This is a genomic window from Elusimicrobiota bacterium (assembly GCA_028718185.1).
Taxonomy (GTDB): domain Bacteria; phylum Elusimicrobiota; class UBA8919; order UBA8919; family UBA8919; genus JAQUMH01.
The window spans coordinates 49,930-68,374 of sequence record JAQUMH010000002.1 but is presented as its reverse complement, the minus strand read 5'-3'; the positions used below and the strand labels follow the sequence as shown (position 1 = coordinate 68,374).

Here is an 18,445-nt window from a genome sequence, read left to right as displayed (position 1 = left end):
GAACTTGATGTATAGAAATTTCAATGTTAGTAGTTGCACGTCCTTGAGACTGTGTCACAATGTCATTGCGAGCGTTAGCGAAGCAATCTCATAAAAGGTAGTCCGTCGGTGACGAGATTGCCACGAGCCAATAAATTGGCTCTCGCAATGACAAACCGTTAATTATGACATAGTTCCTTGGTGTACCTAACTTGGTTTTGAAGTATAAATTATGTTTTTCCTCAATCCCATTTTTTTAATAGGTTTACTCGCCGCTTCAATACCCATAATTATTCATTTGCTTTCCAAAAAAAAACAAAGGAACATAAATTTTGGTGATTTAAGATTTCTGAAACTCGCCGCAAGTCGTACTATAAGAATATTTAGAATTAAGCAATACCTGCTTCTTTTAATAAGATGTTTATTAATTGTCATTCTTACCCTGATTTTTGCAAGACCTGTTATGCATTATGTTTCTTCTTCGGAAAATTCCGAGACGATACTGCTTATAGATAATTCCTACTCAATGGATTATTACAAGGATGGTAAGACCCGGCTTGAAACTGCCAAAATGGTTGCCGGGCAGGTTCTTGATATGTTAAGACCTGAGGAAAAAATATCAATATTCACCTTTTCTGATAGTATTTCCCCGATAGTAAAAAATCCGACAACTGATAAACAAATACTCCTGTCAGAATTAACTAATGTTAAAATAACATACAGGAAAACAAATACAATAAGTGCAATAAACGAAATATCGAAATATTTCCAAAATAAGCAAAGTGAGAAACGGATAATCTTAATAAGTGATTTTTCTGAAAATGGATGGTCTGAAAAAAATTATGTGTTAGACGGCAATTATAAAGTTATATGCATAGATATCGGTGATAATAGTCCGGAAAATTTTGCCGTATCAGATGTTAAAAATGACGGTAATGATATTTCTATTATGGTATCTAATTATTCAGATAACAAGAAAAAAATATACGGCGATATTTATATAGATGATAAGAAGTATAAATCACTGTTTTTTGAGCCGCTTTCCCGGAAAGATGATACGATGGTAATTAGCATGAAAAATATTTCATCCGGAATCCATAAATGTTTTATGGAGTTAGAACCGGACAAGCTTTTGCCGGATAATAAACATTATTTTGCATTTAATTTTCATGAAAAACCGAAAGTATTAATGGTTGACGGCAATCCGCAGTTTTCTGATTTTAAAGGTGAGGTGTTTTTCTTGAAAACAGCATTAGCAAGTAATACTTCAGCAAAAGTAATAAATTATATTCAACTTGATGACGAACAGATAGATAACTACGATATGATATTTTTATGTAATATCTCGGACTTTAGCAGAAATAGTATAGTTAAATTAAACGATTTTATTTTAAAAGGAAAAAGTATAGTTTTCTTTTTGGGAGATAATATAAAAATTGAAAATTACAATACTACGCTTTCCTTTTTATTACCTTGCGAATTATCGGCAGTAGTATCAGGCGGTGAATTATCGGATTTTGGACCGTTTCAAAACAGCGAGATTTTAAAGAATATAATAATATCAAAACGGTTTTTATCAATTCCAAAGAACGGGTCGGAAGTGATATTAAAATTCTCCGACAACACCCCGTTTCTAATGAAAGGTACAAATAATGTTTTTGTTTTTACCGTTTCATCAAACCTTTCATATTCTGATATGCCGGTTAAACCAATATTTCCGGTAATTATTAAGCAGCTTTTTACATATATTACAAAAGATGAAGCATTAATTCAAACATCAGTTATCGGGGAAAAATACCTGAGTAAAAGTGAGAAGACAATATCAGGAATTATTACACCTTCGGGAAAAAATATTAAAGGTTATATTGACACTGCGTTTGAAGAACCGGGTGTTTATGAGATTAAATATAAAAACAATAAGAGTGAATTTTTAGCTGTTAATTTAGATGTGTCTTCGGGTGAATCGGATTTGATTAAGGTGAATGTATCGAAAATAAAAAAAATAGTTAATAAAATGTTTATAGGTATTATAACAGCAGATGCACATCTTAAAAAGAACTTAAAAAGTATTTTATATGGGAATGAAATAACAAAGTATTTCATATGGGCTTTATTAGTATTTGCCATACTGGAAACCATACTAGCTAATTTGAGGAAGGTATGATAAATAAAAAAAATGTCCAACGTCCGATGTCCAATGTCCAATGTCATGCTAAATGGTTCATATTTATTTTTGTTATGGTTTTATTGACTTCGGACTTCGGACTTTGGACTTCGGACAATCTTTACTGCCAGCAAGGGGGCAAATTTGTTTTTAGCCAGCTGCAATATGCGGGTAAATGGGATATGCGGCAAACAGCATGGGATAGAATTTCGGAATACCTGGTCATGACAACAAGCGTGAAGGTTGTGCCGCAGAGGCGGATTATCAGGATAACAGAAGAGGAACTTTTCTGGTCGCCCTTTATTGTAATTACAGGTGACTCTGATTTTCCGCAATTGACGGATAATGAGTTAAAGATGCTTAAAAAGTATATACAAGGTGGTGGAATGATTTTTATTGATGATTCATCAGGTAAAAAAGGTTTTGGGTTTGACAAGTTAATTAGGACTACTATTGCAAAACTGCTTTCTGAAAATCCGCTTGAAAAAATACCTATGAACGATGCAATATTTAAATCTTTTTACTTGTTAAAAAATACATCAGGAAGAATTGTTGTAAATAGATATTTGGAAGGCTGCAAAATAGGTGAACGCTATAGCATTATATACTCACAGAATGATTTATTAGGTGCATGGGAAAAAGACAATCTTGGTAATTATATTTATCCTTGCGAAGAACAGCAGAGGTGGGAAGCCAAGAAATTAACACTTAATATTATAATGTATGCTTTAACCGGTACATACAAGTCCGACAGCATACACAAATCATTTATACAAAACAAACTAAGATGAATAGACACAAGTGTTGTTTAAAATGTTTGTTAAACATGAAGTCATTGCGAGCGTAGCGAAGCAATCTCAATGTTTGGGATGACGAAGTTGTAAATCCCTTTTATGGGGCAATCTCAAATGAAAAAGTATTATTCAATTTATATTTTAACAAACAAGAACAATACAGTTCTTTATACGGGAATAACAAGCAACTTAAAAAAGCGAGTTTATGAACATAAAAATAAAATTGTAAAAGGTTTCACTGAAAAATACAACATTAATAAACTTGTTTATTATGAAGTTTTTGAAAATCCAGTAGATGCAATAAGCAGAGAAAAACAAATAAAAGCGGGTTCAAGAAATAAGAAAATTAAGTTAGTTGAAATTATGAATTCAAGGTGGACTGATTTGTATAATAACTTATGAGATTGCTTCACGATGAGTCAGTTCGCAATGACAGGCAGATTTGTCATTGTGAGCCTGCATGACGGTAGGTAGGCGTTAGCGAAGCAATCTCGAACGAAAATGTACCCGACAAAAAACTATTGTATTTTTAGTGGAAATATATGATAAAGAAAATACTTTTGATTTTAAGGATACTGATATTTATAGTTATAATTCTGCTTGTTTTTCAGCCGGTTAAAAAGGTATATAAAAAAAGAAATATTCCTACGGTTATTGCTTTAATCGATGATTCTCAAAGCATGGGATATATAAGTCAAAAAGGTTTTGAACAAATAAAAAGTAAGGTAAATTTGCAACTTGTTAAAAATAACAAAGTTAAACCGTTCTTCTTTGCATTTTCAGATAATATAAGGAATGTTTCTGAAAAAGAAGTAGAATCATTGAAATCTAAAGGGAAGAAAACGGATATAACCGGAGCATTAGAAAAGATAAAAACTGATTTTATAGGCAAAGATATTGATAGTATAATTTTATTTTCAGATGGGAATCAAAATATCAATAAAGATTCAAAAGAAGTGTTAAGCGAGCTGGGTGATTTGAAAATACCTGTTTTTGCTGTTATTCCGGAAATTTCTAATCTACAGAAAAATATCTCAATTGGTAATGTTGAAGTACCGGATATTGTTTTTAGAAATGTTAACACTACAATTGTCGCGAATATAAACAGCACCGGTTTTATAGGTAAAAAAATATCAATTTTTCTTAAAACCAGCAATAAAATCGTTTTGCAAACTAAAATATTGGATATTGAAAACAACGGTGTATTCGAAGTCCCTTTTGAAGTTATACCTGAAGAAGCTGGTTCGGTTTCTTATGTAATTGAAATACCTACTTATGAGGGGGAAAAAGATTTTTCGGATAATAAGAAAAAGTTTGTCCTGAATGTTGAACCGGAAAAAATACGTATTTTATATCTTTGCGGGCAGCCGTCATTTAATTATTCTTTCCTGAGGAACACTCTTAAAAATAATCCCAATGTTGAACTTGTATCGTTTGTAATATTGCGAAATCCTGAAAATGTTGTTGCTGTATCAGATAACGAGCTTTCGCTTATTCCTTTTCCTGTTGAAGAAATATTTTCAAGGGAAATCTTTAACTTTGATTTGCTTATATTTGATAATTTTAATTTTTTTAAATTTCCTATCAGCACACAGTATCTTATGAATATTAAAAATTTTGTTACTGAATACGGCAAAGCACTTTTAATAATCGGCGGGGAAGTGCCATTGGACATATATCAAAACACGCCGATTAATGAAATTTTACCGATAACCCCGTCTTCTGATATTTCATCGGCTAAATATGGATTAAACGTTTTGCACCCCGAACATGGCATAATGAGACTCGTAGATGACCCGGTTTCTAATGATGCTATCTGGAAAAACATGCCGGAACTGGATAGTGTAAATATTGCTGCAGTCAGAGAAAAAACCATTGTTCTTGCTGAAACCGAAAAATCAAAATATCCGGTTATTACAATTAAAGAAAAAGATAAAGGCAGGGTTATGTGTATTCTTACTCCATCTATGTGGCGCTTGGCGCTTGGTAGCGATAACTCATATAATTACGTAAAGTTTTTCGGACAGTCAATAAAATGGTTGACGAATGCCGCATCAATGAAACAGGTGGCTATAATAGCAAAAAATAACTATAATATAGGCGATATTGCAAAGATAAAAATGCGAGTAAAGGATGAATACTTTAAACCCGTAGATAATGCAATTGTAAGTGTAAGAATACAAACACCTGACGGTAAAAAAGAATCTATTGCTGTCCCTCCGGGAATTGAGAATGGCGAGTATGAGTTTAGCACTGAAATTAATTTAGCAGGCGAGTATAAGTTAGAAGCGCAGGCGTATTATAATAAGAAATTTTTGGGAAATGATAACATATCCTTAAATGTTTTTGACGTCTCAAAAGAATTAGAATCAAATTTTGTTAATGAACCGTTTATGAAAGAAGTAGCAGATTTGACTAATGGCAAATTTATGTCAATTGAAGAGTTTAATTTTAATAAACTAGAGATTAAGCCACGGACAACACAGTCAGATCTTTTATATGAAATAAATATTTGGAATAAGCCTATAATCTATATTCTTCTAATTATATTACTTTCAATTGAATGGTTTTTACGAAGGAGAAGCGGTCTGCAATGATTTTAGTGTATTTATTATCATTAGGGATATATCTAATAACATTATGCCCTACAGTTTATGTGGGTGATAGCGGAGAATTTGCAACTGCGGCATATACTTTGGGTATTACTCATCCGCCCGGGTATCCATTGTATGTATTGCTTGGAAAAATATTTACATTCATAATACCTTACGGAAATATTGCATATAGATTAAACATAATGAGCGCCGTTTTCGGCGCATTAACATGCGGAATTGTGTATTTGGTTATGAAACAGCTTATCTCCTCATCTTCTGCTTCGCTATTCCGCTATCCCACAATCCCACAATCCCACAATCCCACTTTCTTATTCGCCTGTCTTCCTGCGTTATTTTTAGCTTTTTCTAAAACTTTCTGGTCGCAAAGTGTTATAGCTAAAGGCGGTATATATACCCTAACTTCGTTTTTTATTGTATTACTTATCTATATATCAGTATTGAAAAATAAAAATATTTATTTGTTTTCTTTTATTGCGGGATTAAGCATAGCAGGACATTATATTTCCGGATTATTGCTAATTGCATTTTTAGTTTTTTACTGGAAGAATCTCTTTGGGAAAAATAAACCTTTTGCTAATATTATTATTTGTATATTTTTTATATTGCTGGCTTTGACGATTCTGGTATCTATGCCTGTCCGGTCTTTGGAAAATCCTCTAATGAATCAGGGAAATACAGGAACATTGCATAATTTTATAGCACATATCAGGCGTGTTCAATATAAATCATATGAATTCGGACAAAAAGTTACATTTTCGACAAAGTTGTTGTTTATAAAACATTATTTTAAACTTGCAGGTGAACAATTCACATATTATATGTTACCTTTTGTATTGTTTGGTTTAATAAAATTTTATAAATCGTGTAAAAAAATATGTATTCTTACTGTAGGATTATTTTTATTAAACGGTTTAGGTCTAATCTTTATTTTAAGATTTCAATTCAATCCGCAGCAAACATCCGTTGTAGAAGTTTATTATCTACCTGCCTATACCGTTATGGCTATTTGGCTAGGGATTGGCTTTTTTTACTTTTTTCGCATTTTTACCTTTAATAAATTCAAAAAAAGTACCCCCCTGCCAGTTTTATCGTTAGACAAAACTAGGGGGGAACCTTCTGAATATTTAAAACTTTCTTTATTTTCCTGCCTTTTGATTTTACCTGTCATTATGAATTTTAATTATAATAGCAAAAGAAATAATTTTGTAGCATATGATTATTCTTCAAATATTATAAAGTCTCTTCCCAAAAATTCACATTTTTTCTCTTCAGGTGATAATCAGATGTTTCTTCTGTCTTACCAGCAATGGTGCCTAAAAAAACGGTTAGATGTTTCTTTTTATACCGATACCGGACTTTTATTTAAGAATGTTTATGGTGATGATTTCTTTCAACTTACAAAAGAACAAAAGCAGGAAAGAAGGGAGTATGTTCAAAGAGAACTATTAAAACAAGCAAGACCTATATGTTTTTCGTTAGGTAGTAGTTTTTCAAATTTAAGGGATGTCAAATCTGATATTTCAGGAATAATATATAAAGCAAAACCGCTGAACGTTAATTATGATTTGTGGCAGGTATATGTAACTCGTGGTATAGATAATAAAAATTATTTAAGTGAATACCTTTTGAGAGATGTTTCTTCGCAATACCACTATTTTCTTGCTGAAAAATATTATAAAGACAAGAAAAATGATGAAATGTTAAAAGAATATGATAAAGCCGGACAAAACGGCGGAGATGTAGAATGGGTTTATAATAATATCGGAATTTCACTCAAAGAAAAAGGATTTATTGAAGAGGCAATTGTAAGATATAGAAAAGGTATTGAAATAAATCCCTACGATGAAAACATCAGGAATAATCTTGCATTTATTTATTTGACAAGGGGGTATGAAAAATTCCAAATAAATAAATATGAAGAAGCAAAAGACGATTATATGAAATCTTCGGAAGCAAGTCCGGAGCTTGCGGAACCGCATTGTTATCTTGGTGTTTTGTATGAGAAGACAAATCAAAATGAAGCAGCATTATCCGAATATAAAAAAGCAATATCGCTAAAATACTATTATGTTGATGCACACTATAATCTGGGTGTTGCTTATTGGAAAATAAAATACTGGAAAGGTGTTGTTGAAGAATTTGAAACTGTATTACAGCTTAATCCTGCTCATTCCGAAGCAAAAAAGTATCTGGCAATACTAAAAAAATGATAATAGTATTTTTGATAAACTTAGGAATATTACTATTCACTTCTTCACCTACTGTATGTACAGGCGATAGTGGCGAACTTATAACTTCTTCGTACGTTTTGGGTATTAGTCACCCGCCGGGATATCCGTTGTATGTGTTGCTTGGGAAGATATTTACAATTTTAATCCCTTATGGAAACATAGCATATCGTGTAAATTGCATGAGCGTCTTTTTCGGAGCATTAACCTGCGGTATAATGTATTTGTTAATGAAGCATCTTACCAGCTCGTCCGCTGACCCTCTATCCCACAATCCCACAATCGCACAATCCCACGATTCCGCTATCTCTCAATCGCACAATCCCGCTTTCCCACTTTCCCGCTTTCCCGCTTTCTTATCCGCCTTTTTCTTAGCTTTTTCTAATATATTTTGGTCTCAATGTGTCCAGACAAAAGGCGGGATATACACATTAAACGCGTTTTTTGTCATATTGATTATTTATTTATTACTCGTTAATCGTTACTCGTTACTCATTTCTTTCTTATTCGGTTTAGGGCTTTGTAACCACCATACACTAGTACTTTTATTTCCCGGTATGTTATATTTAATACTCCAAAGTCCTAAGTATCCTGTTTTGAGCGGAGCAAACTCAGTTCAAAATAAACCTTTAAGACATTGGACATCGCCCGCCTTGCCACGGGGCAGGGACATCGGACATTGGACGCTATTTTTTTTACTTGGTTTTTCACTATATTTATATTTGTTTATTCGTTCCCGCCAAAATCCGATAGCCAATTGGGACAATCCCGGTAAGTTTATAAATTTTTTAAGAGTAGTTTTCAGGATAGGATACGGCGGTGTAATGCATATTGAAGAGAAAGGGGGATATTTATTTAGACCCCTGCCTCTGCTGATGCAGCAGCTTTGGGAATATATTAAAAATATCGTAGATTCATTTACTGTCTTTGGATCTATTTTAGGAATTACCGGTTTTATTTATAATTATAAAAAAGAAAAGAAATATTTTTGGTTTCTATTTTTAATCTTCTTTTTTTCTGGACCAATTTTTATGTTTTTGGCTAATAAACCTGTAGATGATTCTACGAGAGACCTGCTCGAACCCTTTCACATACCTTCAGTAATAATATTCGCAATATGGATTGGTATGGGGGTAAAGTATATAGTCGATAAAACAACCTGGGTTTACCATAAAGCGGTTTGCACGTTCGTGGCTTATATTTTTATAACAGGATTTTTGGTTTTCCAGTTTTCGGCAAACTTTCAAAGAAACAATTTAAGATACAATTTCTTCCCGTTTGACCTCGGCAAAAATATTTTGAAAACTGTTTCAAATAACTCATTGCTTTTTCTGGATAAAGCAGATGAATCTGTATTTATTCTTGCATATCAGAAAATAGTTGAAAAAAGAAGGCCGACAGTAGATGTTTTTGACTGTAATGCAAGTGTTTTTCCCAACATATATGGTGATAGGTATTATTGGATTAAGGGTAGTGAAAGGCGGATGGTTAGGTTGCCGATTGAAAGAAAAATGATTTTAGATAGCGGGAAAAGCACTTATTATTTAGCTGAAAATCCTGATTATTTCAGTGATATGAAATTTTATAATGCAGGGCTTTTATATTCACTTAACAAGGAAATGCCTCAACATGATTTTTCTTATATTTATGCATTAAGAGGAAAGTATTCGAGGTTTCGTGATGCTATTTTAGCTTATTTTTATTATCTTACATTATCAAAGTATTATATTGAAACTAATCAAAAAAATACGGCGATATTAATGTTTAAAAATGCCATTGAAATATTCCCAAATTATGAAGATGCACATTATAGTTTAGCAGCTTTATACTGGGATATGAAAAACTGGCAGGGTGTGGTGGAAGAATTTGAAAAAGTTTTACAGATAAATCCGGAAAGAGCTGATGTGAAAAATTATCTGGAAATAGCTAAAAAAAGATTATGATTTATTTCTTGTTTTTATTAACATTTTGGGTGTTTGTTTATACATTGTTCCCGTCGGTTGCAATCTATCGTGATGCAGGAGAGATGGTATCTGTTTGTTACAAGTATGGAATAGCTCACCCGCCCGGGTATCCGTTATATGTGGTTCTTGGAAAAATCTTTACAATTTTAATTCCATTCGGAAATATAGCCTATCGTGTAAACTGCATGAGTGCTGTTTTTGGCGCTTTAACTTGTAGTATCATATATTTGATTATAAAGCAGTTGACCTGTTCTTTTTCTATCCCGCAATCCCACAATCCCGCAATCCCGCACTCTCTCTATTCCACAATCCCACAATCGCACAATCCCGCTTTCTTATTATCCGCCTGCTTACCTGTTCTTATTTTTGCTTTTTCCAAGACCTTATGGTCTGTTTCAGTAGTCGCGGAAATGTATACTCTAAACATCTTTTTTATTGTATTGATAATTTATTTATTACTCACTACTCGTTACTTGTTACTCGTTTCTTTCCTGTTAGGGCTAGCGACAGGCAACCGTATTGAGATAATTTTAATTGTTCCCGGGATTTTATATTGGGTTGTAAAGAGTAAAATACAAAACCTTTTTTCAATTAAAAATATAATTACTTATGTAATTCTGTTTTTTCTTGGTTTTTCTATATTTGCATTTTTGCCTGCAAGGTCAAAAACTCAGCCATATCTAAATTGGAATAAACCCGATAATATACAGACAGTAATGGATACAATTACCCGTAAAACGCACGGGAAAACATTGGATTTAATCTCCACAAGATATAAAATCAGTGATGTTTTTTACTCGGGAATGAAGGTCTATTTAGAAAGAACTTTTAATCTATTTACCATTATTGGTATTCCGATAGTATTTTTTGGATTTTTATATTTGTATAAAGCAAAAAAGGATTTTTTGATATCAACATTAATGATTTACATTATCACAGGACCTTTTTTCATTACAATTGCTAAAATGCCGCCTAACCCGTATGCACTTGCAATTGTGGAACCGCACTATTTAATTTCTGATTTAATGCTTGCTTTGTGGTTTGGTTTCGGGATATATTTTGTGTCCCGAAAGTTAAAAACGGTTTCTATTATTTTTTTAATAATTCCAATATGGTTATTTACATTAAATATAGGTAAACAAAATATGCGTAATAATTTTACTGCATACGATTTTGCAAGGAACGTTTTCAGGTCTCTTCCGGCCAATTCAATAATTATATCAAGAGAAGATATTCAGGTTTTTTCAGAATGGTATTTACAGTATGTGGAAAATAAACGTAATGATATTACAGTTATAGCAAAAGGACTTTCGGGAAGTAAATGGTATCAGGAAACGTTAAAAAAATATAAAAATACGGATGTTTTTTCATTAAATAATCCGGATACATTTTCCCAGTTTTATATATTCAATAAAAACAGGAATGTCTGTTTTACAAGTGATGTTGAAGATTACGAAATGCTTGGTCAGAAATATTATGTTTATCCTTATGGGCTGGTTTTTCAGGTAAAAGATATAAAAACAGTATTTGATAAGCCGGTTAATTTTGTGGAATTTTACATAAAGAGAAGCGTTCTCAATGCATCTGCATATCCGGATTTTTTTACACAGAAAATTATCTCACAATATGCCGATTCTTTGTTCAAAGCAGGTCTTTTCTTTATGAGGGAAGATAAAGAAAAAGATGCAATAATAAAATTTAATGAAGCAATATCAATAAAAGAAGATTATCCTTCTATATATTATAATCTCGGCTGGCTTTATTATCAAAAAAATGATTTAGAAAAAACCGAGTATTACTATAAGGAATCAATAAAATATTATACAAAAATGTACAATGATGCAATTGAATATAAGTCTTTTCCGGAAGTGGTTGATTCAATTCTTTACGATTGGGCAATTGTTTATAATAATCTTGGGACTATTTATGAAAAACAAAACAAAACTAATGAAGCTATTTCCGAATATAACGAAGCAGTCAAAATTAAATCCGATTATATGGATGCACACTATAATATGGCAGTGGCATATTGGCGTCTTAATAAATGGGATAAAGTTATTGAAGAACTTGAAAAAACTCTAAAAATCAATCCAAACAATATCGATGCCCAGAAATATCTTTACATGGCAAGGAAAAACGCTCAAATACACGAATGAACACGAATAACCAAAAAATCACGAATAGGATACGAATATTCGTGATAAATTCGTGATGTGTCATAACATTCGTGATAATTCGTGTTTCTTAATATATGAATAGAAAGATTGAATTGCTGATTATTATGTTTCTTTTTATTGTTTTTGGACTCCAGGTTGCATTTGGTCCATGGACGAAATGCCCGGTTTATGACGAACCGCATTATTTAGCTGTAGGGTATTATAATTTAAAAACAGGGGATTTTAGTTTTGCACCGAATAATCCGCCTTTTTTGAGAATGTTATCTGCAAGTTTTCTATTACCGCTTAAATTAAAACTTCCGCCTCTTCCTCCGGAAAATTTAAAAGACAATGCCGGAGAACTATTTGCTTACGGAAAAAAGTTCCTATATGAAAATACAACAAGTGCTGATAAAATACTTTTTCTTGGCAGAATACCGATATTTATTCTGGCTCTTTTGCTGGGTTTTTTTGTTTTCAAATTTTCAAGCCGGTTATATGGGGTGAAGGCGGGGTTATTGACATTATTTCTTTATTCTTTCTCAGCTGACATTATATCGCATTCTGGAATTGCAACAACGGATTTTGGGGTAACGGTTTTTATATTTTTAAGTGTATATTTTTTCTGGAAATTTTCTAAAAAACAAACTTGGTTAAATGCTTTATTAGTAGGGTTTTGTTTTGGTTTGGCTCAGGTATCAAAAGTCTCGAGTATAGTGCTTGTTCCTGTATTTATGCTTTTAGCAGGTTTTGAATATAATAAATTAAACAAAAAATGGTGGAGATTGATAAGTTCTGTTATTATTGCATGTTGTGTTATTTTATTATCCTACAGGGTGACAGGTATAGGTTCATATTTTAAAGGAATAAGTATCGTTTTTTCATCTATAATTGTTAAAACAAAAGAAGCAGGAAATCCTAATTTTCTAATGGGAAGCTATTCGTCAGGCGGTTGGTGGTATTATTTTATAATAGCATTTTTAATAAAAACGCCGGTTCCATTTATAATATTGTTGTTTTGGAGTTTGATAAAAATAAGCCACAAGCATATGAAATGCTTGTGGAATAATGATGAAATATTTGTTTTTCTTCCGGCATTTATATTTTTTGTTAGTGCATCTAAAAGTCAAACACAATTAGGATTAAGATATATACTGCCTGTTTACCCGTTCCTTTTTGTATTGGCAGGAAGTGTGGTTAATGTTTTTAACGCAGTTAATGCAAATAGCAAGATAGTAAAAAAAATGGCAGTGTTATTTCTTTGTCTGTGGTATCTTTATTCGGCTGTACGTATATTCCCTCATCATCTGGCATATTTTAATGAGTTTATCGGCGGACCAAAGAACGGGTGGAAATATGTTGTAGAATCAAATCTTGACTGGGGGCAGGATTTAAAGGGTCTTAAAAAATATATTGATAAAGTAAAACCGGCAAATTTAGTAGAGTGTTATTTTGGACAAGGTGACTCAATGTACTATGGACTAAAGGGACAGCATATACTAACGCCTGTCTGTTCTCCGGAAGTTGATTATGTAAATAAAAAGGGACAGAATCTTTTAGCTGTAAGTGCCACTTATCTGCAAGGTTTATATTTAGGTGATATTCATGCTTTCGATTGGTTAAAAAAATACGAACCTGTAGATAAAATAGGGTATTCTATATTTGTTTATGATATGACAAATAATGCTGATATTCATTTTAATCTAGGCAGAATGTTCCCCCGCGTTAACAACACTGATGCTGCAATAAAAGAATTCAAAGAGGCTTTACGTTTAAATCCAAATTATACAGATGTACATTATGAGCTCGCAATTTTATATTGGCAAAAAAGCGATTGGAAGAAAGTTATTGTTGAATTACAAACTGTAATTAAAAATAATCCAAATAACAGTGAAGCAAAAAAGTATCTTGAAATAGCAAAGGGGAAATTAATAAAATAGAAATTTTTCAATAGCCACATAATATTTAATAATTATGGATAATATAAATAATTTAATATCAAAGACAAAGAAGAGGATAATGTTTTTGTATATTGTTGAAAATATTACAAAAATCTTCATATTCTTGTTTTTTATTGTGTTTATAAATTATTTTGCCGATATTTTTAATTTATCGTCATATGCATTAAGAGTCTCTCTATGGCTGGTAATGATTGTGTTTTCAATAGTATTTATTATGAAGATAATACTAAAAATAATTTATTTAAAAACAGCAAATGAAGATATAGCGATTTTGATTCAGAAAAAAAACAGCACATTGAAAGATGACTTGATAAATGCAATTCAACTTAAAAATAATAAATATTCCGAAACATCATCGTTATTTGCCGAAGAATTCGTAAGAATCACATCATCAAAAATTTCTAAGGATTTATTAAAAAAATTCACAGATTTCAAACCATTGAAAAATATTATCATTGTATTTTTAATTTTCCTGGTGAATTTTGCTTTATTTTTCAATTCACTTCAATTAAAAAGATATTTAATACCTTTTCTTTCGGCGATGGAAATTGCAGTTTTGCCAGGAGATATTTCAGTTAATCTTGGTAGTGATGTGAATATTCGTGCAGTTGTTAAACCTGACAAATCAACGCCATATCTTTATTTTAGAGAAGCTAACAGTGAATGGCATAAAAAGAAAATGAAAAAAACAGGTAAAGGCGAATATGCGGAGGCTATTGAAAAAATAACAGATAATACAGAATATTATGTCGTAGTATTGGACAATAAATCACATAAGTATGATGTGAAAATAACTTCGCCGTTTACAATCGCTGATATAAAACTTGAATATATATATCCTTCATACATAGGATTACCGGACAAAATTGTTGAAGAAAGCGATATAGAAGCGCCGGTAGGTACTACGGTTAAAATCACTGCACAGACAAATAAAAAAGCCAAAGAAGCATTTTTGATAACCGATATGAATGAAAAAAATAAAATGGATATTTCTAAAAATCTAATTACTTCCCAATTTGTAATACAAAATCAAACTGAATACTGGATAGAAGCAGTTTCTATTGACGGGGATATCTACAGGCAACCCGTGAAGTACAAGGTTAGCGTAACTAAAAACAGTCCGCCTGTTATTGAAATAGTTGCTCCTGCCTGCGATATTATAGTTTCGGAAAATGAAAAATTAAAAATTATCTATTCCGCAGAAGATGATTTCGGGATATCAGAAATCAATATAGACTATTTAACGCTTAAAAAACAGGTGAAAATAAAATCATTTATAAAACCTACACAGAAAATATTAGATGATTATGAAATATCAGTAGCTGATTTGGGGTTGAAACCGGGCGATGTAATCCAATATCGTCTTGAAGTTGCAGATAATAATATTTATCCTGCTCATTTAACCGGAAATTCAAAAACATATAGTATTGAGGTTATGTCATATGAAATGGAACACAAAATTATAGAAGATGAAATATCTGATTTCAATAGGAAATTGCAGGAAATATTATCCAGACAGCTTCAGAGCAGAACATCACTTGCTAAACGTGATATTGAAAATGCTGCTAATATGCAGAAAAATGCACAGGAGTTAATGAATAAAGCAACAGATGAATTCAGTAAGACAGTGGAAAAAATGGCAAACGATCCGTTAACTGATTATAATGCATATTCAGAGTATAAAAATTTACTTGAAGCGGCAAAGACAATCGGGGAACAGAAAATGAACGAAGCTGAGGATTCGCTTTCTAATAAACAATATGATAATGCGGAACGGGTACAGGATGAAATAATAGAAGAACTTAAAAGACTGGGTGTATTTTCAGAAGATATTGCTAAAAAACAAAAAATGGAAGATATGCTTTCCACTGTAAGAGATATGGCGGATACTTCGTCAGATATAGAACAAAATCTTAAAGATATGAAAAATTTTTCAGATCCGGAAAAGATGAAAAAACTTCAGGAAGCAAATGAAAAACTTTCCAAGCTGATGGAAGAATTATCAAAAAAAGTTTCAGAAATGCCGCAAAAATTACCGGAAGATTTTGCAAACGATGAGAATGTGAAAAAAATAGATCTTACTGAAATGAGATCGGCAGCAGATGAAATGAAGTGGTCTCTTCAATCCGGTAATATTGATAAAGCGATAGAGCTTGCTGAAAAACTCAGCAAGCAAATATCCGATATCCTTAATACAATGGAAAATTCTTCAAATTCAACAACAAGCAGTGCACAGCAGAAACTTCAAAAGGAAACAGAAGAATCGCTTAATGACCTGGACAAGATAGTAGAAGAACAGCGGAAGATTTTGAATAGTACTCAGGAATTGGACATGCAACGGGCAAAGAAGATATTGTCATTGCAAAAAGAATTGCTTAAAAAACTTGTAGAAAAACAGAAATTGGCAATGTCCAGACTCAACGATTCAAAAACAATTATTGAAAAAAGCACAACAACACATCCGTCTGTTTTTAATCTTTATGTCCAGCCTGAAACCCAGATGGGAATTGTTTTAAAGGAATTTACCGATGAAAAAATTGAAAAGTCAAATGAATTATTAATAACAATAATAGCGGAACTTGAAAATATATCCAAAAATGTAAATATTAAAAAATCTGCTGAATATGTTTTATCAAGCAAAACTATTGAACAGGAGATTCTTAATGAATTGAAGAAATTTGCACCGCCAAAAACAAGTATTTTTACAGAAAACGATTTAGAAAAGCATAATCAACTGTCAAAAACACAAAAATTAAATCAAAAACAGGCACAATTACTGCACAAAAAAGTCCTTGGAATATTAAGCAAGACGCTTTCCATACCGTCAGATGCTGCCAAAAAGATTTTATCGTCCCAGGAAGCGATGGGTTCGGCTAGTGATGAACTTTCAAACGCCAATGACCCGTCAGCAGTTGATTTTGAAAAAAAAGCGCTCAATGATTTGTTAAGTGGTAAAGAGGGGTTAGAAGGCGCTTTAAGTCAAATGGGACAGGCGAGTAGTATGGGGGGCAAAGGTTCAATGGGGATGGGTGGTAAATTTAGAACACGCGGGAATAGAGGTAATAAAGAAGGCGGTTATACGGGGTTCAGGGAAGGTTTCGTAAAAATACCTTCAATCGACGAATATAAGCCGCCAAAAGAATTCAGGGAATCAATAATTGAATCACTCAGACAAAAATATCCGCAAAAATATGAAACAATAATAAAAGATTATTTTAAACGGCTTATAGAATAAATTTTTTTATTCTCCTTCAGCAAATACCCCGTCAAGTTTCACTTGACGGGGATAAGGAAAGGAGAACCCCCACGTCTAGTTTTGTCTACGACAAAACTGTGCGGGGTGGCAATTTGATACCCCGCAGTTTGCTGCGGGGAACTTTATTATTTTACTTTTTAATATTTTTTTTATATAATTCCGCATATATGTCATACAGCAATAAGCAAAATGTTGAATGTTCCTGTGGAAAGGAATTCGAATGGGATTTATGGGATTCCATAAACGTTACTACTGACCCCGATTTAAAAGAGATGATGTTAAACGGGTTGCTGAATGTAGTCGTTTGTCCATATTGTGGGTTACTTTTCTACTGGGAAAGATTTCTATTGTATCATGATGAAAAAAAACGATATTTGTTTTATGTGTATAATCACGACTGTAAAGACAATCGCGACGAATTAAGAGAAAAAGCAAAAATCGATTACGAGACAGTTAAACAGAAATCAGACAATATGTTTTTAGCGGATTATAAAATTGAAGTATTTTTTGGGCTTGATGAATTGGTCGAGTTTATTAAAAATGAGGAGGAATTATGAATCAGATAGTGAAGAATGGAATGTGGAAAAAGTTTAAAATAGGTTTGATGATTTTTAGTTTTACAGGTTTGGTTTTTAATAATCTTTGTGGAAAGGAGAAAAAGCAGATGAAAGAAATTGCTGTAATTAAAACGGATAAAGGGGTAATAAAATTTGAATTTTACGAACAAGATGCACCAAACACTGTTGCAAACTTTAAAAAGCTTGCTAATGCAAAGTTTTACGATGGTTTAAAATTCCACAGGGTTGTTCCGGGATTTGTAATTCAGGGCGGGTGTCCAAAAGGTGATGGTACCGGTGACCCGGGTTATAAGATAAAAGCAGAGTTTAACAAAAGGAAACATCTTGACGGAACTGTAGCGATGGCAAGAGCGCAATCTCCTGATTCTGCCGGATGTCAATTCTATATCTGTCTTGGTCCACAGTCGTTTTTAGATGGTCAATATACTGTTTTTGGGCAGGTTATAGAAGGACTTGATGTTGTTCATAAAATACAAATCGGTGATATAATGAGAAAGGTTTATGTTGAAAAACCAAATGACAAGCCAAATGATAAACCAGCTGAGAAACCAAAGCCTAAAGTAAAAAAATAGATTCGCTCGGAAGCAAATTTCTTCGAGACGCTCCCTTGAGGTCGCTCTAACATTTGCTCCTGTTGGGTATAGGTCGCAAATTCAGGCTCTTCAGAAATTTCTTCCTCGCTCAATATAGGGAAGGTAAACTTAAGAATCGGGTTGTTTTATCTGCATTAATCAGCGTTTGTTTAATCAG

The 18,445-nt window shown here is 32.5% G+C and carries 11 protein-coding genes; all 11 read left to right on the top strand.

Translation table 11 applies throughout. The annotated features are described in order from the left end of the window. Positions 1-211: 211 nt before the first annotated feature. The 11 genes from PHE88_04870 (at position 212) to PHE88_04820 (ending at position 18,267) form a co-directional block, all read left to right on the top strand. Positions 212-2,143, top strand: a complete 1,932-nt coding sequence (locus PHE88_04870; protein MDD5687149.1) for a BatA and WFA domain-containing protein — start codon at positions 212-214, stop codon at positions 2,141-2,143. Continuing rightward, entirely contained in the window at positions 2,140-2,934 is a 795-nt protein-coding gene (locus PHE88_04865) for a DUF4159 domain-containing protein (protein MDD5687148.1), read from the top strand. The genes PHE88_04870 and PHE88_04865 overlap by 4 nt, the downstream gene beginning before the upstream one ends. A 117-nt stretch (positions 2,935-3,051) precedes the next feature. Continuing rightward, positions 3,052-3,339, top strand: coding sequence for a GIY-YIG nuclease family protein (locus tag PHE88_04860; GenBank protein ID MDD5687147.1), 288 nt, complete (start codon positions 3,052-3,054; stop codon positions 3,337-3,339). Between the two features lie 140 nt (positions 3,340-3,479). Next, on the top strand, positions 3,480-5,534 hold the full coding sequence (locus PHE88_04855; protein ID MDD5687146.1) for a hypothetical protein: 2,055 nt from the start codon (positions 3,480-3,482) through the stop codon (positions 5,532-5,534). After that, entirely contained in the window at positions 5,531-7,762 is a 2,232-nt protein-coding gene (locus tag PHE88_04850; GenBank protein ID MDD5687145.1) for a DUF2723 domain-containing protein, read from the top strand. The genes PHE88_04855 and PHE88_04850 overlap by 4 nt, the downstream gene beginning before the upstream one ends. Further along, positions 7,759-9,723, top strand: a complete 1,965-nt coding sequence (locus PHE88_04845) for a DUF2723 domain-containing protein (GenBank protein ID MDD5687144.1) — start codon at positions 7,759-7,761, stop codon at positions 9,721-9,723. The genes PHE88_04850 and PHE88_04845 overlap by 4 nt, the downstream gene beginning before the upstream one ends. Continuing rightward, entirely contained in the window at positions 9,720-11,900 is a 2,181-nt protein-coding gene (locus tag PHE88_04840; GenBank protein ID MDD5687143.1) for a DUF2723 domain-containing protein, read from the top strand. Before PHE88_04845 ends, PHE88_04840 begins: the two co-directional genes overlap by 4 nt. Before the next feature lie 95 nt (positions 11,901-11,995). Next, positions 11,996-13,840 carry a glycosyltransferase family 39 protein gene (locus PHE88_04835; protein ID MDD5687142.1) on the top strand — a complete coding sequence of 615 codons (1,845 nt, stop codon included), beginning with the start codon at positions 11,996-11,998 and terminating at the stop codon, positions 13,838-13,840. Positions 13,841-13,919: 79 nt separating this feature from the next. After that, the gene (locus tag PHE88_04830; GenBank protein MDD5687141.1) at positions 13,920-17,096 is read left to right on the top strand and encodes a DUF4175 family protein; all 3,177 of its coding nucleotides are present in this window, start codon (positions 13,920-13,922) and stop codon (positions 17,094-17,096) included. 188 nt (positions 17,097-17,284) lie between these two features. Then, entirely contained in the window at positions 17,285-17,674 is a 390-nt protein-coding gene (locus PHE88_04825; protein MDD5687140.1) for a CpXC domain-containing protein, read from the top strand. Beyond that, on the top strand, positions 17,671-18,267 hold the full coding sequence (locus PHE88_04820) for a peptidylprolyl isomerase (GenBank protein ID MDD5687139.1): 597 nt from the start codon (positions 17,671-17,673) through the stop codon (positions 18,265-18,267). The genes PHE88_04825 and PHE88_04820 overlap by 4 nt, the downstream gene beginning before the upstream one ends. The last annotated feature ends 178 nt before the right edge of the window (positions 18,268-18,445 follow it).